12 protein-coding genes are annotated in these 18,386 nt (G+C 62.9%); 7 read left to right on the forward strand and 5 right to left on the reverse strand.

What is annotated here, in order from left to right; all coding sequences use genetic code 11:
- Positions 1-536: 536 nt before the first annotated feature.
- Positions 537-2,384 (reverse strand): ATP-dependent helicase, encoded by a 1,848-nt coding sequence (locus tag ASC98_RS18955; protein ID WP_056820326.1) that lies wholly within the window; start codon positions 2,382-2,384, stop codon positions 537-539.
- Entirely contained in the window at positions 2,381-4,234 is a 1,854-nt protein-coding gene (locus tag ASC98_RS18960) for an ATP-dependent endonuclease (protein WP_056820329.1), read from the reverse strand. Before ASC98_RS18960 ends, ASC98_RS18955 begins: the two co-directional genes overlap by 4 nt.
- Positions 4,235-4,442: 208 nt before the next feature.
- Between ASC98_RS18960 and ASC98_RS18965 the strand changes: the two genes are divergently transcribed.
- Positions 4,443-5,339, forward strand: coding sequence for a hypothetical protein (locus ASC98_RS18965; RefSeq protein ID WP_056820331.1), 897 nt, complete (start codon positions 4,443-4,445; stop codon positions 5,337-5,339).
- A 3-nt stretch (positions 5,340-5,342) separates the two neighbouring features.
- Here the strand turns inward: ASC98_RS18965 and ASC98_RS18970 are convergent, their stop codons facing one another.
- Both ASC98_RS18970 and ASC98_RS18975 read right to left on the reverse strand, forming a co-directional pair.
- Entirely contained in the window at positions 5,343-5,702 is a 360-nt protein-coding gene (locus ASC98_RS18970) for a hypothetical protein (protein WP_056820336.1), read from the reverse strand.
- Between the two features lie 36 nt (positions 5,703-5,738).
- Complete coding sequence (locus tag ASC98_RS18975; protein ID WP_157597746.1) at positions 5,739-6,461, reverse strand: DUF4365 domain-containing protein; 723 nt, start codon at positions 6,459-6,461, stop codon at positions 5,739-5,741.
- Positions 6,462-6,635: 174 nt separating this feature from the next.
- On the opposite strand from ASC98_RS18975, the gene ASC98_RS29620 reads away from it, so the two are divergent.
- On the forward strand, positions 6,636-9,758 hold the full coding sequence (locus ASC98_RS29620) for a class I SAM-dependent DNA methyltransferase (RefSeq protein ID WP_200952969.1): 3,123 nt from the start codon (positions 6,636-6,638) through the stop codon (positions 9,756-9,758).
- A 322-nt stretch (positions 9,759-10,080) separates the two neighbouring features.
- Here ASC98_RS29620 and ASC98_RS18980 read toward each other — a convergent pair whose 3' ends face one another.
- On the reverse strand, positions 10,081-11,046 hold the full coding sequence (locus tag ASC98_RS18980) for a LysR family transcriptional regulator (protein WP_056814835.1): 966 nt from the start codon (positions 11,044-11,046) through the stop codon (positions 10,081-10,083).
- 148 nt (positions 11,047-11,194) lie between these two features.
- On the opposite strand from ASC98_RS18980, the gene ASC98_RS18985 reads away from it, so the two are divergent.
- The 5 genes from ASC98_RS18985 to ASC98_RS19005 all read left to right on the forward strand — a co-directional run bounded on the left by ASC98_RS18985 (position 11,195) and on the right by ASC98_RS19005 (position 18,255).
- The gene (locus ASC98_RS18985; protein WP_157597765.1) at positions 11,195-12,214 is read left to right on the forward strand and encodes a TRAP transporter substrate-binding protein; all 1,020 of its coding nucleotides are present in this window, start codon (positions 11,195-11,197) and stop codon (positions 12,212-12,214) included.
- A 58-nt stretch (positions 12,215-12,272) separates the two neighbouring features.
- Positions 12,273-13,487 carry a fumarylacetoacetate hydrolase family protein gene (locus ASC98_RS18990; RefSeq protein ID WP_056814670.1) on the forward strand — a complete coding sequence of 405 codons (1,215 nt, stop codon included), beginning with the start codon at positions 12,273-12,275 and terminating at the stop codon, positions 13,485-13,487.
- 28 nt (positions 13,488-13,515) lie between these two features.
- Positions 13,516-14,121 (forward strand): TRAP transporter small permease, encoded by a 606-nt coding sequence (locus ASC98_RS18995; RefSeq protein WP_056814671.1) that lies wholly within the window; start codon positions 13,516-13,518, stop codon positions 14,119-14,121.
- Positions 14,118-15,395: a TRAP transporter large permease subunit gene (locus tag ASC98_RS19000; protein WP_056814675.1), complete on the forward strand. Its 1,278-nt coding sequence runs from the start codon at positions 14,118-14,120 to the stop codon at positions 15,393-15,395. Before ASC98_RS18995 ends, ASC98_RS19000 begins: the two co-directional genes overlap by 4 nt.
- 67 nt (positions 15,396-15,462) lie before the next feature.
- On the forward strand, positions 15,463-18,255 hold the full coding sequence (locus ASC98_RS19005; protein ID WP_056814678.1) for an endo-1,4-beta-xylanase: 2,793 nt from the start codon (positions 15,463-15,465) through the stop codon (positions 18,253-18,255).
- The last annotated feature ends 131 nt before the right edge of the window (positions 18,256-18,386 follow it).

An 18,386-nucleotide genomic window follows, 5' to 3' on the forward strand; every position in this document is an offset into this window, starting at 1 on the left:
AGGTATCGCGAGCCAGCATCGAATCTGCGTTGTTCTGTGCGAGCTCGTTGGTGCTGGCGATGATGATCACTTCAGACTGCAAGCCGTAGGAGGCGACCCAGCCATCAGAAGACCGCTTGCAGAGGAACCGGTCATTCAATTCAGCTTCTGCTGCAGGGACTGTGCGACCTGCCTCGCACCGAGATGCAAAGGACGAATAACACGGTCGGCAGTCGGTCTAGTTGGTCAAACAAGCAGTCAACCCGAACAACCAAAGGAAGGTCGTTTGGATAACATCGCCGACACTGCAGCGATAATCGTCTCGTGGCGCGCCGATCATCCAGCGCCTAAGATCGCCGTCGCTCTCGACTTATCGATCCGCAAAGAGGGGCAAGGTGTTTGCGCCCTTGGCAACCAGCTTCTGAACAGTCGCAGTCCGTCCGCTTGGGTCTTCTTGCCCGCCACGCGTCTGACTGGCACTTGGCCACGCTCAATCGCGAACTTCGCATCGGACCTTTGACGCTGAACTACTGTTCGCTCGACGTTAGGCATCGCTTTCAAGAAAGGTTCGCCAGAAACCGAGATCTAGCCTGCCTGCGCGTTCCGCCCCACGGCATTACACGCGTGGCGGGGTAGCTCAGATAGAGAAGACGCTTGGATCTGGTGACCGCCACGAACGCGTTGCGGACCTCCTCGGCCTGTTCTTTCGCGCCTGAGGCTCTCCAATCGGGGAACGTTCCTTCGGCCATCCCAGCCAGAAACACCACGTCGAACTCCAGGCCCTTGGAAGAGTGGACCGTGAGAAGAGCAACGCCTTCGCGAGCCGCCTTCTGCGTGTTGCCCAGCGCTTTGCTGCTAAGAAATGCCGTGAGCGAAATCGACCCGCTTGCCGCCCTGAGATACTGATCCCACTCATGTCGGAACACGACGGTGTCTTCGTAGATCGCCAGTCGATCGGGCTCGTCCAAGTTGTCTGCGTGATCTTCCAGACGCTTGAGCGCGGGCATTAGGTCCAAACGCGCTTGGCCCGCGCTCATCGTGTCGAGGGCCTCGCAGACCGTCACGGCGTTCCGCGACTGCGTCGCCTGCGCGATGGCTCGGAGCGATTGCAGGTAGCCGTCGGGGGTCGATGACGGCTCCGCAGCCTTCCACTTTTTCGCCAACGCCGACATGTGAAGGCGGTCCTTCGGGTTGGCCAGCACGCGCAGCGCAAGTTGAAACTCCTCGACCAAGGCCGACTCGTTCTCGTGATTGGCCGATAGGCGTTTGTAGTGGGCGATGCTGCGCTCTTTGAGCTCGGCTTCAATCGCCAACAGCGCGAATCGAGTGCGGCCCAGGATGGCGCACTTCGACGGCTCGACGCCGCCCTCGACATCGGGGTGTCCTTCGGCGAAGAGCCTTTGCAACTCGTTGGCCACCTGTCGCGCTTCGTCCTGCTCGTCGAGCCCCATGATGATTTGGACCGCTCCCTCAATGGGAAGCTGCATCGCCACCATGTAGTTGGGATCGAGCCTCTGAGCCAGCCCGACGACCGCCTTGGACGACCTGTAGTTCGCCGTGAGCGCGACCCGCTTGGCCCCGAACTCGACGCCGAAGCGTTCCATGTATTCCGGGCTCGACGTGTTGAAGCCGTAGATGGATTGGCGCGGATCACCAACCAACATCACGTTCTTGTATCCGTTGCCGCACAACGCGCAAATCACGGCGTATTGGGCCTCATTCATGTCTTGGGCCTCGTCGATGCAAACGAAGCGATAGAGGCGCCGATACAAGTCCGCGAGCTTTGGATTTCCGACCAAGAGGCGATACGTCAGGAGCAGAAGATCGTCGAAGTCGTAGGCGTTGCACGCTCGCATGCCCGCCTCGTATGCGTCGAGAGCACGCTTGACCAGCTCATCTTCGATCACAGCGCAAGTAATCGGGTGTGACTTCACGTGGGAGATGCCCGTCAGCCACTTGTCGACCTGTCGGTTCCGCTCTTTGGCGTCTTCGATTTGTCCGATCGCGTCCGAAAGGAACGGGTCTTCGTCGATCGCCTTGAGCAACACGTCTTTGCGGTCCTTGAACTGCTCGAAGATGTTGGGGACGCCTTCGATGCCGACGAGCCTGCCCCGCTCGGTGAGCAGGTCCAGGCAAAAGCTGTGCAACGTGCCGATAAAGGCGCGCTCGCGCTCGTCGCCCAGATCTTGCAGCCGATCCTTCATCTCGTCGGCCGCCTTGTTGGTGAAGGTCAGAGCCAACACGCGGAAGTGTCCGCGAACGCTCGTGAGGAGATTGCGGATGCGTTCGGTTAGAACGCGGGTTTTGCCCGACCCGGGGCCGGCCTCGACCAGCAGCGGGCCATCTACATGCTCGACAACTTCCCTCTGCTCCGCGGAGAGCCTGGCATTGAACGGCGCATTCATTTCTTGGCCTCCGCAATCTTCAATTTGTGCGCATCCCCGACAATTTTGAACAGCGCTTCGATGGTCTTCGGGAATCGGCGCACGGGGTCCTTGTGGGCGGTGATGACGTACCCAAGGTGCTTGGACACGCTGGTCTTCGCTGCGGACAACGCGTCGAACGCCGCGCGCTCGCGTCCTCCGGCGGACTGGTAGTCACGAACGACCCCCTTCTTGCCCTTCTGCCCGTGCTTCTCCTTGATGTATTCGTCAAGATAGCCCATCCGTCCGCTCATCTCGTCCAAAGCCATCTCGATCTCGGCCATGTAACCCTCGTCGATGAGTTGCGACTCGAAATTCTTGCCCTTCGGGTGGACGACCACATTGGGGTGGCTGGCCGAATCCGCTTCCCCCGCCTTCTTCAACGCGCTGTCGAGGTCCTTCACAGGCTGCTCCTCCCCGTCGGCGAAGACGTACCAAGGAATGCTCAGCGCCTTGGCGAGCCAGATGAAAGGGAAGTAGTCGGTGCCATTGGTCCGCACGAAGCAGAAGCCCAGCTCGTGAATCGTGCTGCCCCAATACTCCTGCGCCCAAATCGGCAGGGCTTGCTCCTCGGTCTGGCCCTCGAAGAGGACCACCCCGCGCGAGAAAAGGATGTCGCCGCGAGTGTCGATGACCGTCTCTTGCAGCTTGCGCACGTCGTTGGGGTCGGTGAGCGGAGTCAAGTCGATCCGCGTGACAATCGTGTCGCCACCCTTCTTCATGAAGAGACGCAGCTCTTCGAGTTGCGCCTGCCCCGCGAAGTAAGGCGAGTGCGTGCTGACGATGCGCTGACCGGGAATCTGCTTGATGTGGGAGAAGAGCGAGCGCTGAGCCTGCGGGTGCAGGTGCGATTCGGGTTCTTCGAGCCCCAGAAGCGAGTGCACCTTGTCGCCGCCTTTGGTCGCCTGCTTGTTGCGCCAGGAGGCGAAGGCGCGAAACACGAGCAGAGACGCCAGGCTGCGAGTGCCCATGCCATGCCGCGCAAGCGGGAAGGACTGGGCCCCAGCCGTGCTGAACGACACGTCCACGCCCTTCGACAGGTCCCGAAGCTTGCGAGCGACCGGCGCGATGTCCACGCTGCCGCTGTCGGACGACACCACGTTCTGCAAGCCCGCCAAACTTTCCTTGAGGTGTTTGAGGATCTCGCTCTTGTCGACGATCGTCTGGTTGATCTCCGACAGCGTCGTCTCCATCGCGGCGATGTCCGTCGCGCTCAGGCCCAGGTCCTCCGTGAGCCGCCTCCAGAACGACCCGGGGCGGCGCAAGTCGTCGTCAAGGTCCCGCTTGGCGTCCACGTAGTGCAGGGCGATGGGCTCCATCTGGGCCGCGCTGACCAGCCGGTCGTGGACTGCCGCGTTGGTCCAGTCCGCGAAGTCGCGCCACTCCTTCAAGAACTTGCGTTCCATCACGTATTCACCCTTCACCGCACTCCATTTGAGCGTCGTGCGGATGGGGGTGAACTCCTTGAACTCCGCGTCTACCGCGATGCCCGGCGTCCCCCAAAGACCCGTCCAGAAGCTGCCGGCGGGGTAGGCGTCGAGGACCTTGCCGTCGTCGCCTACCGGGCGGAGCTTCACGTCGATCACTATCTCCCGGGTCTTGGGGGCCGTGGCCTCGGCGGGCTCCAACCTCACGTCGTCCACGGATAGAAGCTTCCTCCCGGCACCGATCGCGGCGAACAGCGCATCCAAGAAGCTCGTCTTGCCGGCGTTGTTGGCCCCGATGACGACCGTGAGGTCGCCCAGCTCGACTTCGACGTTCGCGAGGGAACGGAAGTTCAGCACCCGAACGGTGGTGACTGCGATTCCGCTGTCTTTGCCGAAAATGGCCATTTTGGAACGGAGGAAAGGTTGGTTCTTCCATTCTCGCCTGAGAGGGCGCAGGCTGCCCTCCGCCCCCGCTTCTTGCGAAAAGCTTCACCAAGATTCGATCAACGAGACCCCCGCCCTCAGCCGCCGAAAGAATCAAGGGGATCGATCGGCGCGGGTCGTTGCGCCTGCGTCTGTAAACTGCCCCCCTCGCTGCACGAGGAGCTGCTAAGTGATCGTTTTGAATCAAGGCAAGGAGCTTGTCCGCGTCGAGTCGTGGGACGACATCGTGGGCAGGCCCGGCTTCAACGGAAACCTCAACCCGGCCGAGCACGTGCTGAGCGGAATCATTGGTCAGTACGCGTTCGCGGACAGGATCCGCTGCGGCCTGTCGGACTGCCACAGACCGCACGGTCGCGGCTACCTGGTGGTCACGAAATCCGGGGTGGAGACCAACATCGGCAAGGACTGCGGGAAGAACTACTTCGGTGTGGACTTCGAGACGATGGCCACGCAGTTCGACCGAGACATGCGGGACAAGCAGGCGCGCGAGCGGCTGTGGGACTTCACGTTCAAGTTGGACGAACTCAAGCAACGCATCAAGGCGCTGCGCACCGGTGAGCGCGGGGCTGACTGGGTGTACAAGAACTCCCGGCCGCTCGTAGAAAGCGGCAAGGGCGTGCCCGGCGTCGTCATCCGACGAATCGCTGATCTGCTGCGGACCGGCGACAGCGTACTCACGACCGAGCGTGAGCCCACCGAGCGCGAGATCGACCTCGCTCGCGTGCAAGGTAGTCGGCCACCACGCGTAATCGTCGAGAAGGTCGCCGACATCCGCGGGCTGGAGGCGCTGCAGAGCCAGAACGACTTGCGACAGATCATGGTGGTCGACCTTGAGGAAGGCATCAAGGAGTTCGAGCCGCTCGACGTCGACACGATGAAATCCACCGAGCTGAGCCGCTGGTCGAAGTGGGTGGGCCGCATCGAGCAGAAGCTCGACAGCGCCGCGGCGGCGATCTCCAGCGGCCAAGCGCTGCTGGCGCCGGCCAACCTTCAGCCGTTCGCGATTCTTATTCCCAACTTCGAAGCCCCCGAGACCTTCCGGGCCTACCTCAAGACGCTCGCCTGACGGCTAGCCCTGGATGGGCTCGGAACGCTCAGCGACCGCGTGGCCATCCGCATCGGCGGCGGCTGCAGCCGCGCGGCGAACCTCCAGTTCGCGCATCATCGACCCGGCCATCCCGACGCAGTACCGGGTCGCGAGTTCGGTCTGGTCGATCGTCCTCAGCTCATCGCTGTTCGGTGCCGCCTGCATCCAGTCCAGGAGCTTGTCCCTGTCGGTCTTCCGGTAGCTCTCCCACAGGAAATCGAAGTGGTCCATGGCTGTGACGACCTGCTTTCGCCCGGCGTTCCGGTCGATCGTGCCGAAGAAGGTGCAGGGGTGCTGCCTGTAGGCCTCCAGTTCGGCATCGGTCAGCGGCACCGTGTTCATGAACCGGTTTCGTCACGTGCATTGATCAGCAGTTCCCTAGCCGCCATTGAGGATGTCCGCAGCAGCCATGGCACCGTCGCGCTTTAGTGCGAGAACATCGTCTCGGATGGCGCCTAGTCGCGCATTCTCGAACGCGTTGACCCGCCAAGGAAAGAAGGCGAGGATCCGCTCTAACTTCTGAAGGACCTCTGAGACATCCTCACACAGCGAATCGATCTCAACGATCTGGTCCAAGTCGAAGAATCGGACGATGCCCTGCGGTAGCCTCGCGAAGCGGCGCTCGAGTTCCTGAAACAGTGGCAGTATCTCTTTCGACTCCGCTGGGTGAACGAGCTTCTCCAGCAACGGTCTTGCCTGCGGAGAAATCAAGTCCACTTCACGATCGAAGGTCACCTTTCGCGATTGGCCACGCGAGCGAAATGCTTCGGTCGCGGTGATCTGCCTCCAGTAGACCTTCTCCTGAGAGAGGTCGACGCAGCATACGATTACCGGTAGACAGAAGCGCTGCCAATAATCGATGTGTCGTTCATCAACATAAATGGCAAGCTCGGGCTTGGTCTTTTCCGGCTGCATCGTTTTGATCTGTACCTTGACGATGTCCCCACGTGAGACGCCCTGGTCATCAAGGATTTCGAGTTCAGCATCGACACCCAAGTCGACACCATAGAGGCGGCAGGGCCAGCCCAGCGCTTTCGTGAGGGAGTACGCTGCAAGGTACTCGCCGGCGTCGCCATTGGCAGATCTTTTGGGATATTCCATCTGGTCCTCGTATTGCACAAGCTAAGCCGAGCCTAGTCCCAGCACAGCCAGCCCGCTGCGGCGTTGCGTCGCCATGGTGTCATTTGTTCACGAAAGTACCTATGTCATTGGGCTGTTCAGCTCAATCAGGTACGAGCAGACTTCATGCCCTGACTCATCCCGACAGGGGGGCGCATGTCGCAGTACCAGTCGATACCCGCGATGGATCCAAGCGAGTTCCTCCAAAAATGGGGGCCGCGCGGACAGGCGCACCGGTTAAATGAGCGGGCCGGCGCGCAGCCACATTTCTTAGATCTTTGTCGCGTGCTCGGCGTCTCAGAGCCTACCGATCCAGATAGCTATTGCTTCGAGCGCAGTTTCCATCGTACGAATACAGCTCTTGGCTTCGCCGACGTTTGGAAGCGGGGATTCTTTGCGTGGGAGTACAAATCTCCAGGCGCATCGCTAAGCGATGCGCTCGACCAGTTGATGCAGTATGCGATGCCCCTGGAGAACCCTCCGCTGCTGGTCGTGAGCGATCGCATTTTTTTTCAGATCCACACGCACTTTACGGGCTATGCCAGCGAGTGCATTGCCTTCGGGCACAACGAAATTATTCAGCCCGAAACGCGGAGAACACTTCGCGCGGTTTTCTCTGATCCGTATAGCTTCAGGCCTAATCGTTCGAGTATCGAGATCACACAAGATGCGGCGAAGAGTTTCGCGGCCATTGCTGAGCGGATGCAAGCGCGAGGAACTCCTCCACATCAAGCAGCCCATTTCTTAACGCAATGCCTCTTCTGCATGTTTGCTCAGGATGCCGGCCTGCTGAGAACAGACTTGTTCAAATCGCTGACGGAAAACAAGCATGATCCCGAAGGGTTGCGTCGAGGCCTTGATCGCCTGTTTGCGGTTATGCGCACCGGAGGCGACTTTGGCATAGAGAATATTGCTTGGTTCAACGGTGGGTTGTTCGAGGTCGTGGACGTTCCTGTGCTGACGGAGGAGGATTTGAGCGCATTACGGGCCGCAGCATGTCTAGATTGGCGAGGCTTGGATCCCGGCATCTTTGGTACTCTGTTCGAGAGGGGCCTTGATCCACGCAAACGCAGGCAACTCGGCGCACATTACACAGATCCTGCCACCATCTCGAAGCTGGTGATCCCGGTTGTTGAGCGACCGTTGCTGGCGGCCTGGTCGACGGTCAAGGTTGAAATTGAGCAGCTCATGGGGAGTCGCGATTCTCTGCGAGAAGCTGCGGAGAGAATCCCTAGTACGACTAGAGCTGAGCAGGCGAAGCACTCCCGCACGCGCGGGCTTGCCAAAGTGGCAGAAGAACAAGCTCAGAGCCTATTCAATGAGTACCTGGAGCATCTTCGTGATTTTCGTGTACTCGATCCTGCATGTGGAAGCGGAAACTTTCTTTACGTAGCACTTCGAACGCTAAAAGACATCGAGCACCGTGTGAACTTGGAGGCTGAAGGCTTGGGCTTGCACCGCCAGCTGCCTTTTACCGGTCCGCAGAACGTTTTAGGTCTTGAGGTCAATGCGTATGCCGCTGAACTGTCACGAGTTACTATTTGGATCGGCGAGCTGCAATGGCGGATGCAGCGCGGCTTTGGTTGGAAATCGAATCCAATCCTTGATCCGCTCGATCAGATCGAATGTCGAGACGCGCTAGTCAACCCCGATGGGAGTGAGGCGGAGTGGCCTACTGCAAACGTGATTGTTGGAAATCCTCCATTCGTTGGAGACAAGAAAATGCGTGGTGAGCTAGGAGATACGGAAACAACTAATCTCCGTCGGGTCTACGCTGGCCGTGTTCCTGGCGGTGCCGATCTGGTCTGCTACTGGTTTGAAAAGGCTCGTGGGCAAATTGAGCGTGCTGGCCTCGGTGCGGCAGGACTAGTTGCAACGAACTCCATCCGTGGAGGCAAGAATCGAGAGGTGCTGGGAAACGTTGTGCGCACCACCAGGATATTCGAGGCGTGGAGTGACGAGCCGTGGGTCAACGAAGGCGCATCCGTTCGTGTGTCCCTCATCGCGTTTGGGCGAGATGGTGGCCTTGCCAGTCTGAACGGGAAGCCCGTTGAGAATATTGGCTCTGACCTCTCTCCACTCGCGGGCAAAGTTGACTCTGGGGCTCCCGCAGCGCGGGCCCTGCTTGAGAACAATGCCTGTGCATTTCAGGGCCCAACAAAGGGCGGAAGCTTTGATGTGCCTGGAGCCCTTGCTCGGCAGTGGCTGAGCGAGCCGGCGCTTGACAGTGCGTCAAATTCCAGCGTGCTTCTGCCTTGGGCGAATGGGGCGGCGGTCACGGGCCGCTGGCCGGATCGTTGGATCATCGACTTCGGCGAGCGAGACCTGACTCAGGCTGCTGTTCACGAGGGGCCGTTTCGTCACGTTCACGAGGTGGTTCGGCCGGAGCGATTGAGCAACGCGGAGAAGGGAACGCGAGAGCGGTACTGGCTGTTCAAGCGATCAGGGTCCGACTACAAGGTGGCGATCCAGAACTTAGGGCGGTACTTGGCGACGCCTGAGGTATCAAAGCATCGCATCTTCGTTTGGTTGCCCTGCACAGTTGCCGCAGACAAAAATTTGGTGGTCATTGCAAGAGAGGACGACACAACCTTTGGTGTATTGCAAAGTCGACTGCATACCGTATGGTCACTCAAGCTTGGAACCAGTTTGGAGGATCGGCCGCGCTACACGTCCATCTCGACGTTTCGAACGTTCCCCTTCCCGATTGGCTTTACGCCTGCCGATACTTCGCACCAGCAGACGGAGAGAGTTCTTGAATCCAATGCACTGATTCCCGCGATGCTGCAGGGCGCCGTGCGCTCAACGGCGGAAGTCATTGCGAGCGCGGCGCGTCGTCTTGTTCTGCTGCGTGATGCATGGCTCAACCCATCGGACTGGACGGAGAAGGAAGCCGAGATAGCGCCGATCGGTTTCACACGGTCTCCATATCCAGATCGCGTCAGGGCGAGGGCCGGCTTCGAGGCACAGCTGGCATCGCGGACGCTCACCAAGCTCTACAACCAAATGCCGATGTGGCTTGTGCAGGCTCATCAGGCATTGGACGTAGCTGTGGCGGTTGCATATGGATGGAACGACTACTCGCCGAAGATGCCTGACGAGGAAATATTGAGACGCCTGCTCGCGGAGAATCTTCAGCGAGCTCAACGTCAAGCAGGTGCACAAATCGCGCTGCCGCTCCTCTCGCCTATCCGCGGGTCTGCGGCAACGTCAAACGACGACGGACTCGTGGAACCGCAGGCAGCCGCTGGCAAGGGGAAGCTACGGCGGCAGGCCTAGCGGACTAGTACTGGGGGCGTTGCTCATGCGTTCTGGACACGGAAAACGGTGGTCGAGTCGTGGCGGTACACGCGACGGTATTCTCTCCAGGTGAGCGATGCCGACCACCTCTCCACAGAGGTGCGGGCTGCCCCCATTGATCATCGAGTGGGAGTGATCCGGGGCGGATCGGTTGAGCGCGGTCAGTCACCATCGCGCGTCAAGGTCGAGAAGCGAGCCAAGGCTGCTGGCGCGCCCACTTTCGGCGCTGGGCCGACAAGTACTTTGAGTTCAAGGCTGACCCGCGTGACCTGAGATCCCACCCGGACCTCGAGGCCGCGCCCTACACGCTGCCTGCAGCCTGGCCTGCGAGGGTGCGGATGACGTGCATGAAGGCCTGCACTGAGGTGCTGGGCTGCTCACCTTGCAGTGTGATCATCCCGAAGTCGGGCATGCGGTCTGGAAGCTCTGAGGCGATGCGCGCAAGAAGCCCACGCCGCACGTACTTGTCGACAAGCGCTGCGGGCTGCAGCGACAGCATGTTCGTGCTCTGCAGGAGCTCCAGCGCGAACAGGAATGACGGGGTCTCCACGATCCCGGAGGTGAGCGACAGGCCGGTGCTGCTGAAGATGTCATCCGACACCTTGCGCAGCGCCGTAGACGTCGGATAGAGGATCCAGGGCCAGTGCGACAGTTCCACCCACCCAGGTGCGTGGTTTCCGCGCAGCGGGTGGTGCACACCCGCCGTGATCTGCAGGCCCTCGTCGGAGAGCTTCTCGTACTGGAACTGGGCGCGCTGCGACTCGTCGGTGAAGCGGCCGATCATGATGTCGATCTTGCGTTCGGCGAGCCAGGTGATCAGCTGGTCGCTGCTCTGCTCGAGCACCTTCACGACGAGCAGCGGCCTCAGGCGCTGAAGCTCGGCAACCGCGGCAATCAGCAGGTGTGCGGCCGAACCCGAGATGGCGCCGATCGACAAGTGGCCATGGCCACCCTGCTTGAGCGTGCTGAACTCGTCGACGAACTTGCGATGGCCGTCCAGGGCCGCGTGCGCATAGCGCAAGGTGAAGAGGCCCAGCTCATTCGGCCGCATGCCGCGCGGCAGGCGATCGAACAGGCGCGACTCCAGCATCTCCTCGATGTCCATCAACACCTTGGTCGCGGCCGGCTGGGTGATGTGCATCTGCTCGGCCGTCAGGCGCAGATTTCGCGTCTTTCCGAGGATGTCGAGGAACTGCAGGTGCCGGAAACGCAGTCGCGAGACCTGCGCCAGCGCCAAGGGTTTCCCAGAAGGCTTGTCCGAACTCATCAGCATTTGGAATGAATGCTAGCGAAAAAGTCAGTGGACCGTGAACGGGGACTCTCCTAGCCTTCAGCCCCATCAAGAACCGCCCAACAGAGGGCCGGCGCGTCACAGCAAGGTGGGCGCGCCTGACGTACAACCTTTCGGAGACATCATGAAAATGCAATCACTTTGCGTGGCCGCAGCATTGCTGGCCACGCTGGCGGGCCCCGCTTCGGCACAGGTCAAGGACCACGTGTTCAAGGTTGGTACCGGCCTGAGCGAAGACCACCCCCAGGCAAAGGCGCTCAAGTACTTCGCGGACCAGCTGGCGGCCAGGAGCGGCGGCAAGATGACGGCGAGGGTCTTCACCAGCGGCTCGCTGGGCAACGACATCAGCATGACGTCCGCGTTGCGGGGCGGCACGCTCGAGATGACCATCCCCGACAGTTCCACGCTGGTGTCGCTGATCAAGCCCTTCGGCGTGCTGAACCTGCCATTGACCTTCAACAACGAGAAGGAGGCCGATGCGGTGCTGGACGGACCCTTCGGCCAGAAGCTGCTGGCCACGTTGCCGGACAAGGGACTGATCGGTCTGGGCTTCTGGGAGAACGGCTTCCGGCACGTCACCAACTCGCGCCGCCCGGTGCTGCGCGCGGAGGACCTCGCTGGCCTGAAGCTGCGCGTCATCCAGAGCCCGCTGTTCCTGGACACCTTCAACACCTTGGGTGCCAATGCAACCCCCATGCCCTTCACGGAGCTGTACACCGCGATGGAGCAGGCGGCGGTGGATGGGCAGGAGAACCCGGCAGCGACCATCCTCGCCAGCAAGTTCTACGAGGTGCAGAAGCACATGGTGCTGTCGCGCCACATGTACAGCGCCTGGGTGCTGCTGTTGTCCAAGAAAACCTGGGACGGCCTCTCGGCCGACGAACGCAAGATCGTGCAGGACGCGGCCCGAGACGCCACGTTGCATGAGCGCAAGACCATCCGCGCATTTTCCGAGACGGCCCTGGCCGACCTCAAGAAGGCCGGCATGCAGGTCACCGAGCTGCCGCCGACTGAACACGCGAAGATGCAGGCCAAGCTGCAGCCCGTGCTGGCCAAGTTCAGCAAGGAGTTCGGCGAGGACACGACGGCCGAGCTGAACGGTGAGCTGGCCAAGGTTCGCGGCGGCACGACTGCCGCGAAGTAGCCCGTACCTCGTGGGGGCGGCGCGGCCGCCCTCCACTGACAACGCCGAGGAAACCAGAATGAGTTCAACGACAACGGCGCTGCCGGTGCGCGCCGATGGCCTGCACGCCGTGCTGCCGCAGGACGGCCTGGCCGGCACGCTGGTAGGGCGTGTCTGGCGCGCTGGCGCGCCGGCCGGCCCGTCCGTGGTGGTGCTGCGGCCGGAGGGTGTCTTCGACCTGAGCCGGCACTTCCCCACCATGAGCACGCTGCTCGACACGGCCCAGCCGGCGCAAGCCGTCCGGTCGGTGCCCGGGGAGTTGCTCTGCAGCGTCGAGGGGTTGCTCGACAACAGCGGTTCCGCTCGCCGGGACGACTCGGCGCCCTGGCTGTTGGCGCCGTGCGACCTGCAGGTGATCAAGGCCGCTGGCGTCACCTTCGCCTCGAGCATGATCGAGCGCGTGATCGAGGAGCAGGCGGGTGGCGACCCCAGCCGTGCACAGGGCCTGCGCAGCCAGGTGTTGGCGCTGATCGGCACCAGCCTGGCCGACATCCGCCCCGGCTCGCCGCAGGCGCAGGCGCTGAAGCAACTCCTGCAGCAGAAGAAGCTGTGGTCGCAGTACCTGGAAGTCGGCATCGGGCCCGATGCCGAGGTCTTTACCAAGGCCCCGGTGCTCGCGGCGGTGGGACACGGCCAGGACATCGGCATCCGCGCCGATTCGCGATGGAACAACCCGGAGCCGGAGGTGGTGCTGGCCGTCAACGGCCGCGGCGGCATCGCCGGGGCCGCGCTTGGCAACGATGTCAACCTGCGCGACATCGAGGGCCGCAGCGCGCTGCTGCTCGGCAAGGCCAAGGACAACAACGCGTCCTGTGCCATCGGCCCGTTCATCCGATTGTTCGACGACAGCTTCGGCCTGGACCAGCTGCGCCGCGAGACCGTCCACCTGCATGTCGCGGGTGATGACGGCTTCACGCTGCGCGGCATCAACACCATGGCCAGCATCAGCCGTGACCCGGTCGACCTGGTGGCGCAGACGACGGCCTGCCACCAGTACCCCGACGGTTTCATGCTGTTCCTGGGCACGCTGTTCGCGCCCACGGAAGACCGCGATGAGCCGGGCGGCGGCTTCACCCACAAGCTGGGCGACGTGGTCACCATCCACAGCCACTGGCTGGGCGGCTTGCAGAACCGGGTGACGCACTGCGAGGCCGCGCCGCCCTGGCGCTTCGGCCTGCGCGCGCTCTTCGGCAACCTGGCCGCTCGCGGCCTGCTGCAGGGGGCCCGGTTGTGATGGCCGCCTTGCACCTCGGGACGGCGCCATGATCGACGGCACCATCGATCGGTTCTGCCGCGCCTTGGACCTGCTGATCGCAGCGGCACTCGCGGTGATGGTCGTGCTCGTGTTCGGCAACGTCGTGCTGCGATACGCCTTCAACTCGGGCATCGCCATCAGCGAGGAAGTCTCGCGCTGGCTCTTCGTGTGGCTGTGCTTCATGGGCGCGGTGGTGGCGCTCAAGGAAGGTGGGCACCTCGGCACCGACATGCTGGTGTCGCGACTGCCGGTGGCTGGCAAGAAGGCCTGCCTGTTGCTGGGACACCTGCTCATGCTGTACGTGACCTGGCTGTTCCTCGACGGCAGCTGGCAGCAGGCCCGCATCAACCTCGACGTGGCAGCGCCCGTGACCGGTACCCCGATGGCGGTCTTCTATGCCTCGGGCGTGATCTTCTCGGTCTGCGCCGGCATCCTGCTGCTGTTGCAGCTCGCGCGCCTGCTGACGGGCCACCTCTCGGAGGGCGAGCTCGTGAGGATCAAGGAGTCGGAAGAGCAGGCCGAGCTCGAGACGCTGCAGGCCGAGCTGGCGCGCAACGACGCGCAGCCTGCGCACCCCCGTCCTGGTGACGTACCCCACGGGCCACGCGCATGACCGTCTTCATCTTCCTCGGCAGTCTGCTCGGCGCGATGGCGCTCGGCATTCCCATCGCCTACGCCTTGCTGGCCAGCGGCGTGGCCCTGATGTGGCACCTGGACCTGTTCGACGCGCAGATCCTGGCGCAGAACTTCATCAACGGTGCCGACAGCTTTCCCTTGCTGGCCGTGCCCTTCTTCATGCTGGCCGGCGAGATCATGAACGTCGGCGGGCTGTCGCAGCGCATCGTCAACTTCGCGCTGGCGCTCGTCGGCCACGTCAAGGGCGGGCTGGGCTACGTGGTGATCCTCGCGGCCTGCCTGCTGTCGGCCTTGTCAGGCTCGGCCGTGGCCGACGCAGCCGCGCTGACGGCGCTGCTGCTGCCCATGATGATCAAGGCGGGGCACGACAAGCGGGTCTCGGGCGGGCTGATCGCGGCGGCGGGTGTCATCGGTCCCATCATTCCGCCGAGCATCGGCTTCGTCATCTTCGGCGTTGCCGCCAACGTGTCGATCAGCAAGCTGTTCATCGCCGGGATCGTCCCCGGCATCATGATCGGCCTGGCACTGGCGTTGACCTGGTGGTGGGTGGGCCGCAAGGAGGCGCTGGTGCTCCCCCAGCGAAAGACCCGGGCCGAGATGCTGACGGCGGCACGCGAGTCTTTGTGGGCGCTGATGCTGCCCGTGTTCATCCTGGTGGGCCTGCGCATGGGCGTGTTCACGCCCACCGAAGCGGCGGTTGTCGCGGCCGTCTACGCCCTGTTCGTCTCCACGGTGGTGTACCGCGAGCTGGAGCTGCAGGCGCTGGTGCGCATCTTCGTCACGGCGGCCCGCACCACGGCGGTGGTGATGTTCCTGGTGGCGTCGGCGATGGTGTCGGCCTGGCTGATCACGGTGGCCAACCTGCCCGCGCAGGTGGTGGACCTGCTGCGCCCGCTGCTGGACAACCAGACGCTGCTCTTGATCGCCATCATGCTGCTGGTGATGCTGGTGGGCACGGCCATGGACATGACGCCCACCATCCTGATCTTGACGCCGGTGCTGATGCCTCTGATCAAGGCAGCCGGCATCGACCCCGTCTACTTCGGCGTGCTTTTCATCATCAACAACTCCATCGGCCTGGTGACGCCGCCGGTGGGCACCATCCTCAACGTCGTGGCCGGTGTCGGCCGCATGAAGATGGACGAGGTCACGCGCGGGGTGCTGCCGTTCATGGTGGCCCAGTTCGCGATGCTGTTCGTCATGGTCCTCTTCCCGCAGACGGTGCTCGTGCCGCTGCGCTGGTTCTATTGAAGTCCTGGTTCAACCCTGCGCTCGCACGAGCGCTTCCCCGTTCCACCGAACCATTGAAAGGATGGGAATGAACTCCAGCAGCCTGATCTTCAAGGGCCTCGCGGCCTTCCCGGCGGCACTGACGATGGCGGCCGCCGCCCTGGCGGCTGACCGACCCGCGAATCCCGCGGACTGGCCGGCGCTGAAGGAGGTCTACAAGAACCACTTCCTCATCGGCAGCACGAATCTCAACGCCGCGAACTTCGGCGCGAACGTCGTGCCGGGCGAGGATTCGGTCGCGGCCATGACCGTGAAGCACTTCAACGCGGTGACGCCCAGCAACGCGATGAAGCCTGAGTTCTGGAGTGGCGGCATCGCCGACCCCGCCCCGGGTTTCCTGACCAACTTCACCTCGGGCATCAACGTGGACATCGGTGCCGCCAACACGCGCGGCGTCAAGGTGACCGGCCATACGCTCCTGTGGCACAACCAGTCGGCGCAATGGCCCGCCGCCAACGTCCCGACCCCGAACGGTGGTTGGGAGACACCGTGGGACTACGCCATGGCCCGGACGAGCCTGGAGTACTACATCCGGATCGTGGCCGGCCATTTCGATCGGCCGCCCCAAAAGACCTACGCCTGGGACGTCGTCAACGAGGCGTTCAAGGACAACCCCGAGAACCCGGCGGACTGGCGCAACGCGCTGCGCACCGGCTACAACCCGGAAGAGCGGCCTTCTCGCTGGGCCCAGGCCTACGCCAAGGGCGGCAAGAGCTGGGACTACATGTACGACGCGTTCTTCCACGCCCGCCAGAACACGACGGCGCTGCTGAACTACAACGACTTCAACGACAACGAGCGGGCCTCGAAGGCCACCGCGATCGCGTCGATGGTCAAGGAGTTCAACGAACGCTACGCCGCCGAGTCGGCTGCCGGCAGGGGCCGGGTCCTGTACGACGAAAGGGGCAAGCCCAGGCCGCTGGTCGATGTCATCGGGACCCAGGGCCACTGGGACATGAGGCTCAACCTGGACGCCTTCGAGAGGACCCTCAAGACCTATCTCGAGCTCGGCGTGAGCGTCGACCTGACCGAACTCGACCTGGCGCCGACCCTGGGCCTGGACAAGGCCCAGCGCATCCAGAACGGCCCCGAGATGAACGCTCTGTTTCTTGAGCAGGGCGTGCAGTACGCGAAGCTCTTCAGCCTGCTCAAGGAGTACGCCGCCGGCCCGGGCGGTCGCCACCCGCACTACAAGGGCGGCGTGCACCGGGTCACGTGGTGGGGCATGACGGACCCGGGGTACCACACCAACGGCTATCCGTGGTCGGCCGTCGGCCAGCCCAAGGAAGCGTACTGGGCCACCACGAACCCGGAGCAGTACCTCATCGATGCAGGCTTGCCGCCGAGCGGTGTGAAGGCGACCTTCCGCTACGGCGGGGAGATCTTCAAGGCCAGGACCTGGGGCGGCAAGAGCGCGCACGCGATGCTCGACATCCACGTGCCGGTGGGAACGCGGCACGTCGCCTTCGGCGCGAACGATGTCTCCCTGCCTCCTGGGTACGCCGTCGAGAACATGAGCTTCAACCCGACCGACTGCGCCGTGGTGCCCGGCAAGCCTTGCCATGTGACGGTGACCGCGCGGGGCCCGGCGCCAGCCGCTGCCTATCGGAACGTGGGGGTGGAGAACACCGCCATCTTCGTCCTGTCCTTCGGGCACATGACCGTTTCGTGGATGGACGCGCCGAACGCCTTGGCGTCGCCCTTGTCCTATGCCGAAGTCCGGTTCAGCGATGGCGACACCCGGTTCAAGCAGTACAAGACCTATTACGCAGCCGACGGCATGGCACGGGCATCCGGTGCGCGCGACATGAAAGTGGTGCAGAAACACGGTCGCGAGACGCTCATCCTGTCGCCGCAGGATCCCATCTCCGGGCCCCTGGGACTTCGCCTGGCCAAGGACCCGTCGACCGAGAAGGCATGGCGGCTCGTGACGCGCTTCGAACCCGGCAGGACCTACATGGTGGCGTCCGCGACGACGGCACCGCATGACACCGGGGAGCTCCGGACGAACGTGCTGACGAACAGGAGCAAGCCGGCGACGGGCACCTCGCCCGAATCGCTGTCCCGCACGCCCGTCGTGCTGCGTGGCGACACGCTGCTTCCGTTGCGCAACTCGAATGCGCCGACGAGCGAGCCGGCGCTGGCCCAGGATAACCACAAGTTCGTCTTCGAGGAGTCGAAGAGCCCCGCCGCCAAACCGTATGCGGCCGAGACCGGTCACACGATGGAAAGCTACATCCACGGCTCCAACGTGTACCCGCACCTCCTGTTCAGGGGCAACGGCGCCACTGGCACGGTGGTGGCGGGCCAGTATTCGCTGATCACTCGACAGACGAACGGCCAGGAGGGTTCGCAGATCGCCGAACGGGTGTTGGACCAGGCGGTGTGGTTCAACACGCCCGTCGACCCGAGAACCGGTGAGATGAAGATGTTCCAGTACGCCGGCAGCAGCGCCAGCCCGCAGCACTACGTGCTGAACGAAGTGGTGGACGGCACCACGCCGAACCGCGACGCGAACAACGCCATCAGCCAACGGCAGGGCTCGGTGGGCGGGTTCGTCGCCCTGCAGGCGGGAAGTCCGCAGCAGGGCAGCGGCGTCAAGCTGTACGCCTTCGAGATCCAGCCGTACCTTCCGGGCGATGTGGACGGTGACGGCCAGTTGACGTGCGCCGATGCATCGGCCGCGGCAAGCTCGCTCTGGAAGCGTGCGGATCAGCATGGCTATCTCCGCAACGCCGACCTGGATCAGGATGGGTTCGTGGAGATGCGCGATGTGCTTGCTGTTCTGAGGCTGCTTCCGCCGCACATGCACTGTCGGTGAGTGGTCCTGGCGCGTGGAGACGCGGGCAGTCGTGGCCGGTTCATCGAGGAGGCGAAGCGGGCACCACTTCGCGCTGACTCAGCCTTGGCAGCCACCGTCATGGCACACGGATTGCCCGCGATCCTTTGCCA

Origin of the sequence: Rhizobacter sp. Root1238 (genome assembly GCF_001425825.1) — a bacterium.
In the GTDB taxonomy this organism is placed as follows: Bacteria; Pseudomonadota; Gammaproteobacteria; order Burkholderiales; family Burkholderiaceae_C; genus Rhizobacter.

Bases quoted from the DNA above. Each gene is read 5' to 3' on its own strand.
- ASC98_RS18985 (WP_157597765.1), top strand. From the start codon at position 11,195: ATGAAAATGCAATCACTTTGCGTGGCCGCAGCATTGCTGGCCACGCTG.
- ASC98_RS18975 (WP_157597746.1), bottom strand. From the start codon at position 6,461: ATGGAATATCCCAAAAGATCTGCCAATGGCGACGCCGGCGAGTACCTT.
- ASC98_RS18970 (WP_056820336.1), bottom strand. From the start codon at position 5,702: ATGAACACGGTGCCGCTGACCGATGCCGAACTGGAGGCCTACAGGCAG.
- ASC98_RS18990 (WP_056814670.1), top strand. From the start codon at position 12,273: ATGAGTTCAACGACAACGGCGCTGCCGGTGCGCGCCGATGGCCTGCAC.
- ASC98_RS19005 (WP_056814678.1), top strand. From the start codon at position 15,463: ATGAACTCCAGCAGCCTGATCTTCAAGGGCCTCGCGGCCTTCCCGGCG.
- ASC98_RS29620 (WP_200952969.1), top strand. From the start codon at position 6,636: ATGTCGCAGTACCAGTCGATACCCGCGATGGATCCAAGCGAGTTCCTC.
- ASC98_RS18995 (WP_056814671.1), top strand. From the start codon at position 13,516: ATGATCGACGGCACCATCGATCGGTTCTGCCGCGCCTTGGACCTGCTG.
- ASC98_RS19000 (WP_056814675.1), top strand. From the start codon at position 14,118: ATGACCGTCTTCATCTTCCTCGGCAGTCTGCTCGGCGCGATGGCGCTC.
- ASC98_RS18955 (WP_056820326.1), bottom strand. From the start codon at position 2,384: ATGAATGCGCCGTTCAATGCCAGGCTCTCCGCGGAGCAGAGGGAAGTT.
- ASC98_RS18980 (WP_056814835.1), bottom strand. From the start codon at position 11,046: ATGAGTTCGGACAAGCCTTCTGGGAAACCCTTGGCGCTGGCGCAGGTC.
- ASC98_RS18960 (WP_056820329.1), bottom strand. From the start codon at position 4,234: ATGGCCATTTTCGGCAAAGACAGCGGAATCGCAGTCACCACCGTTCGG.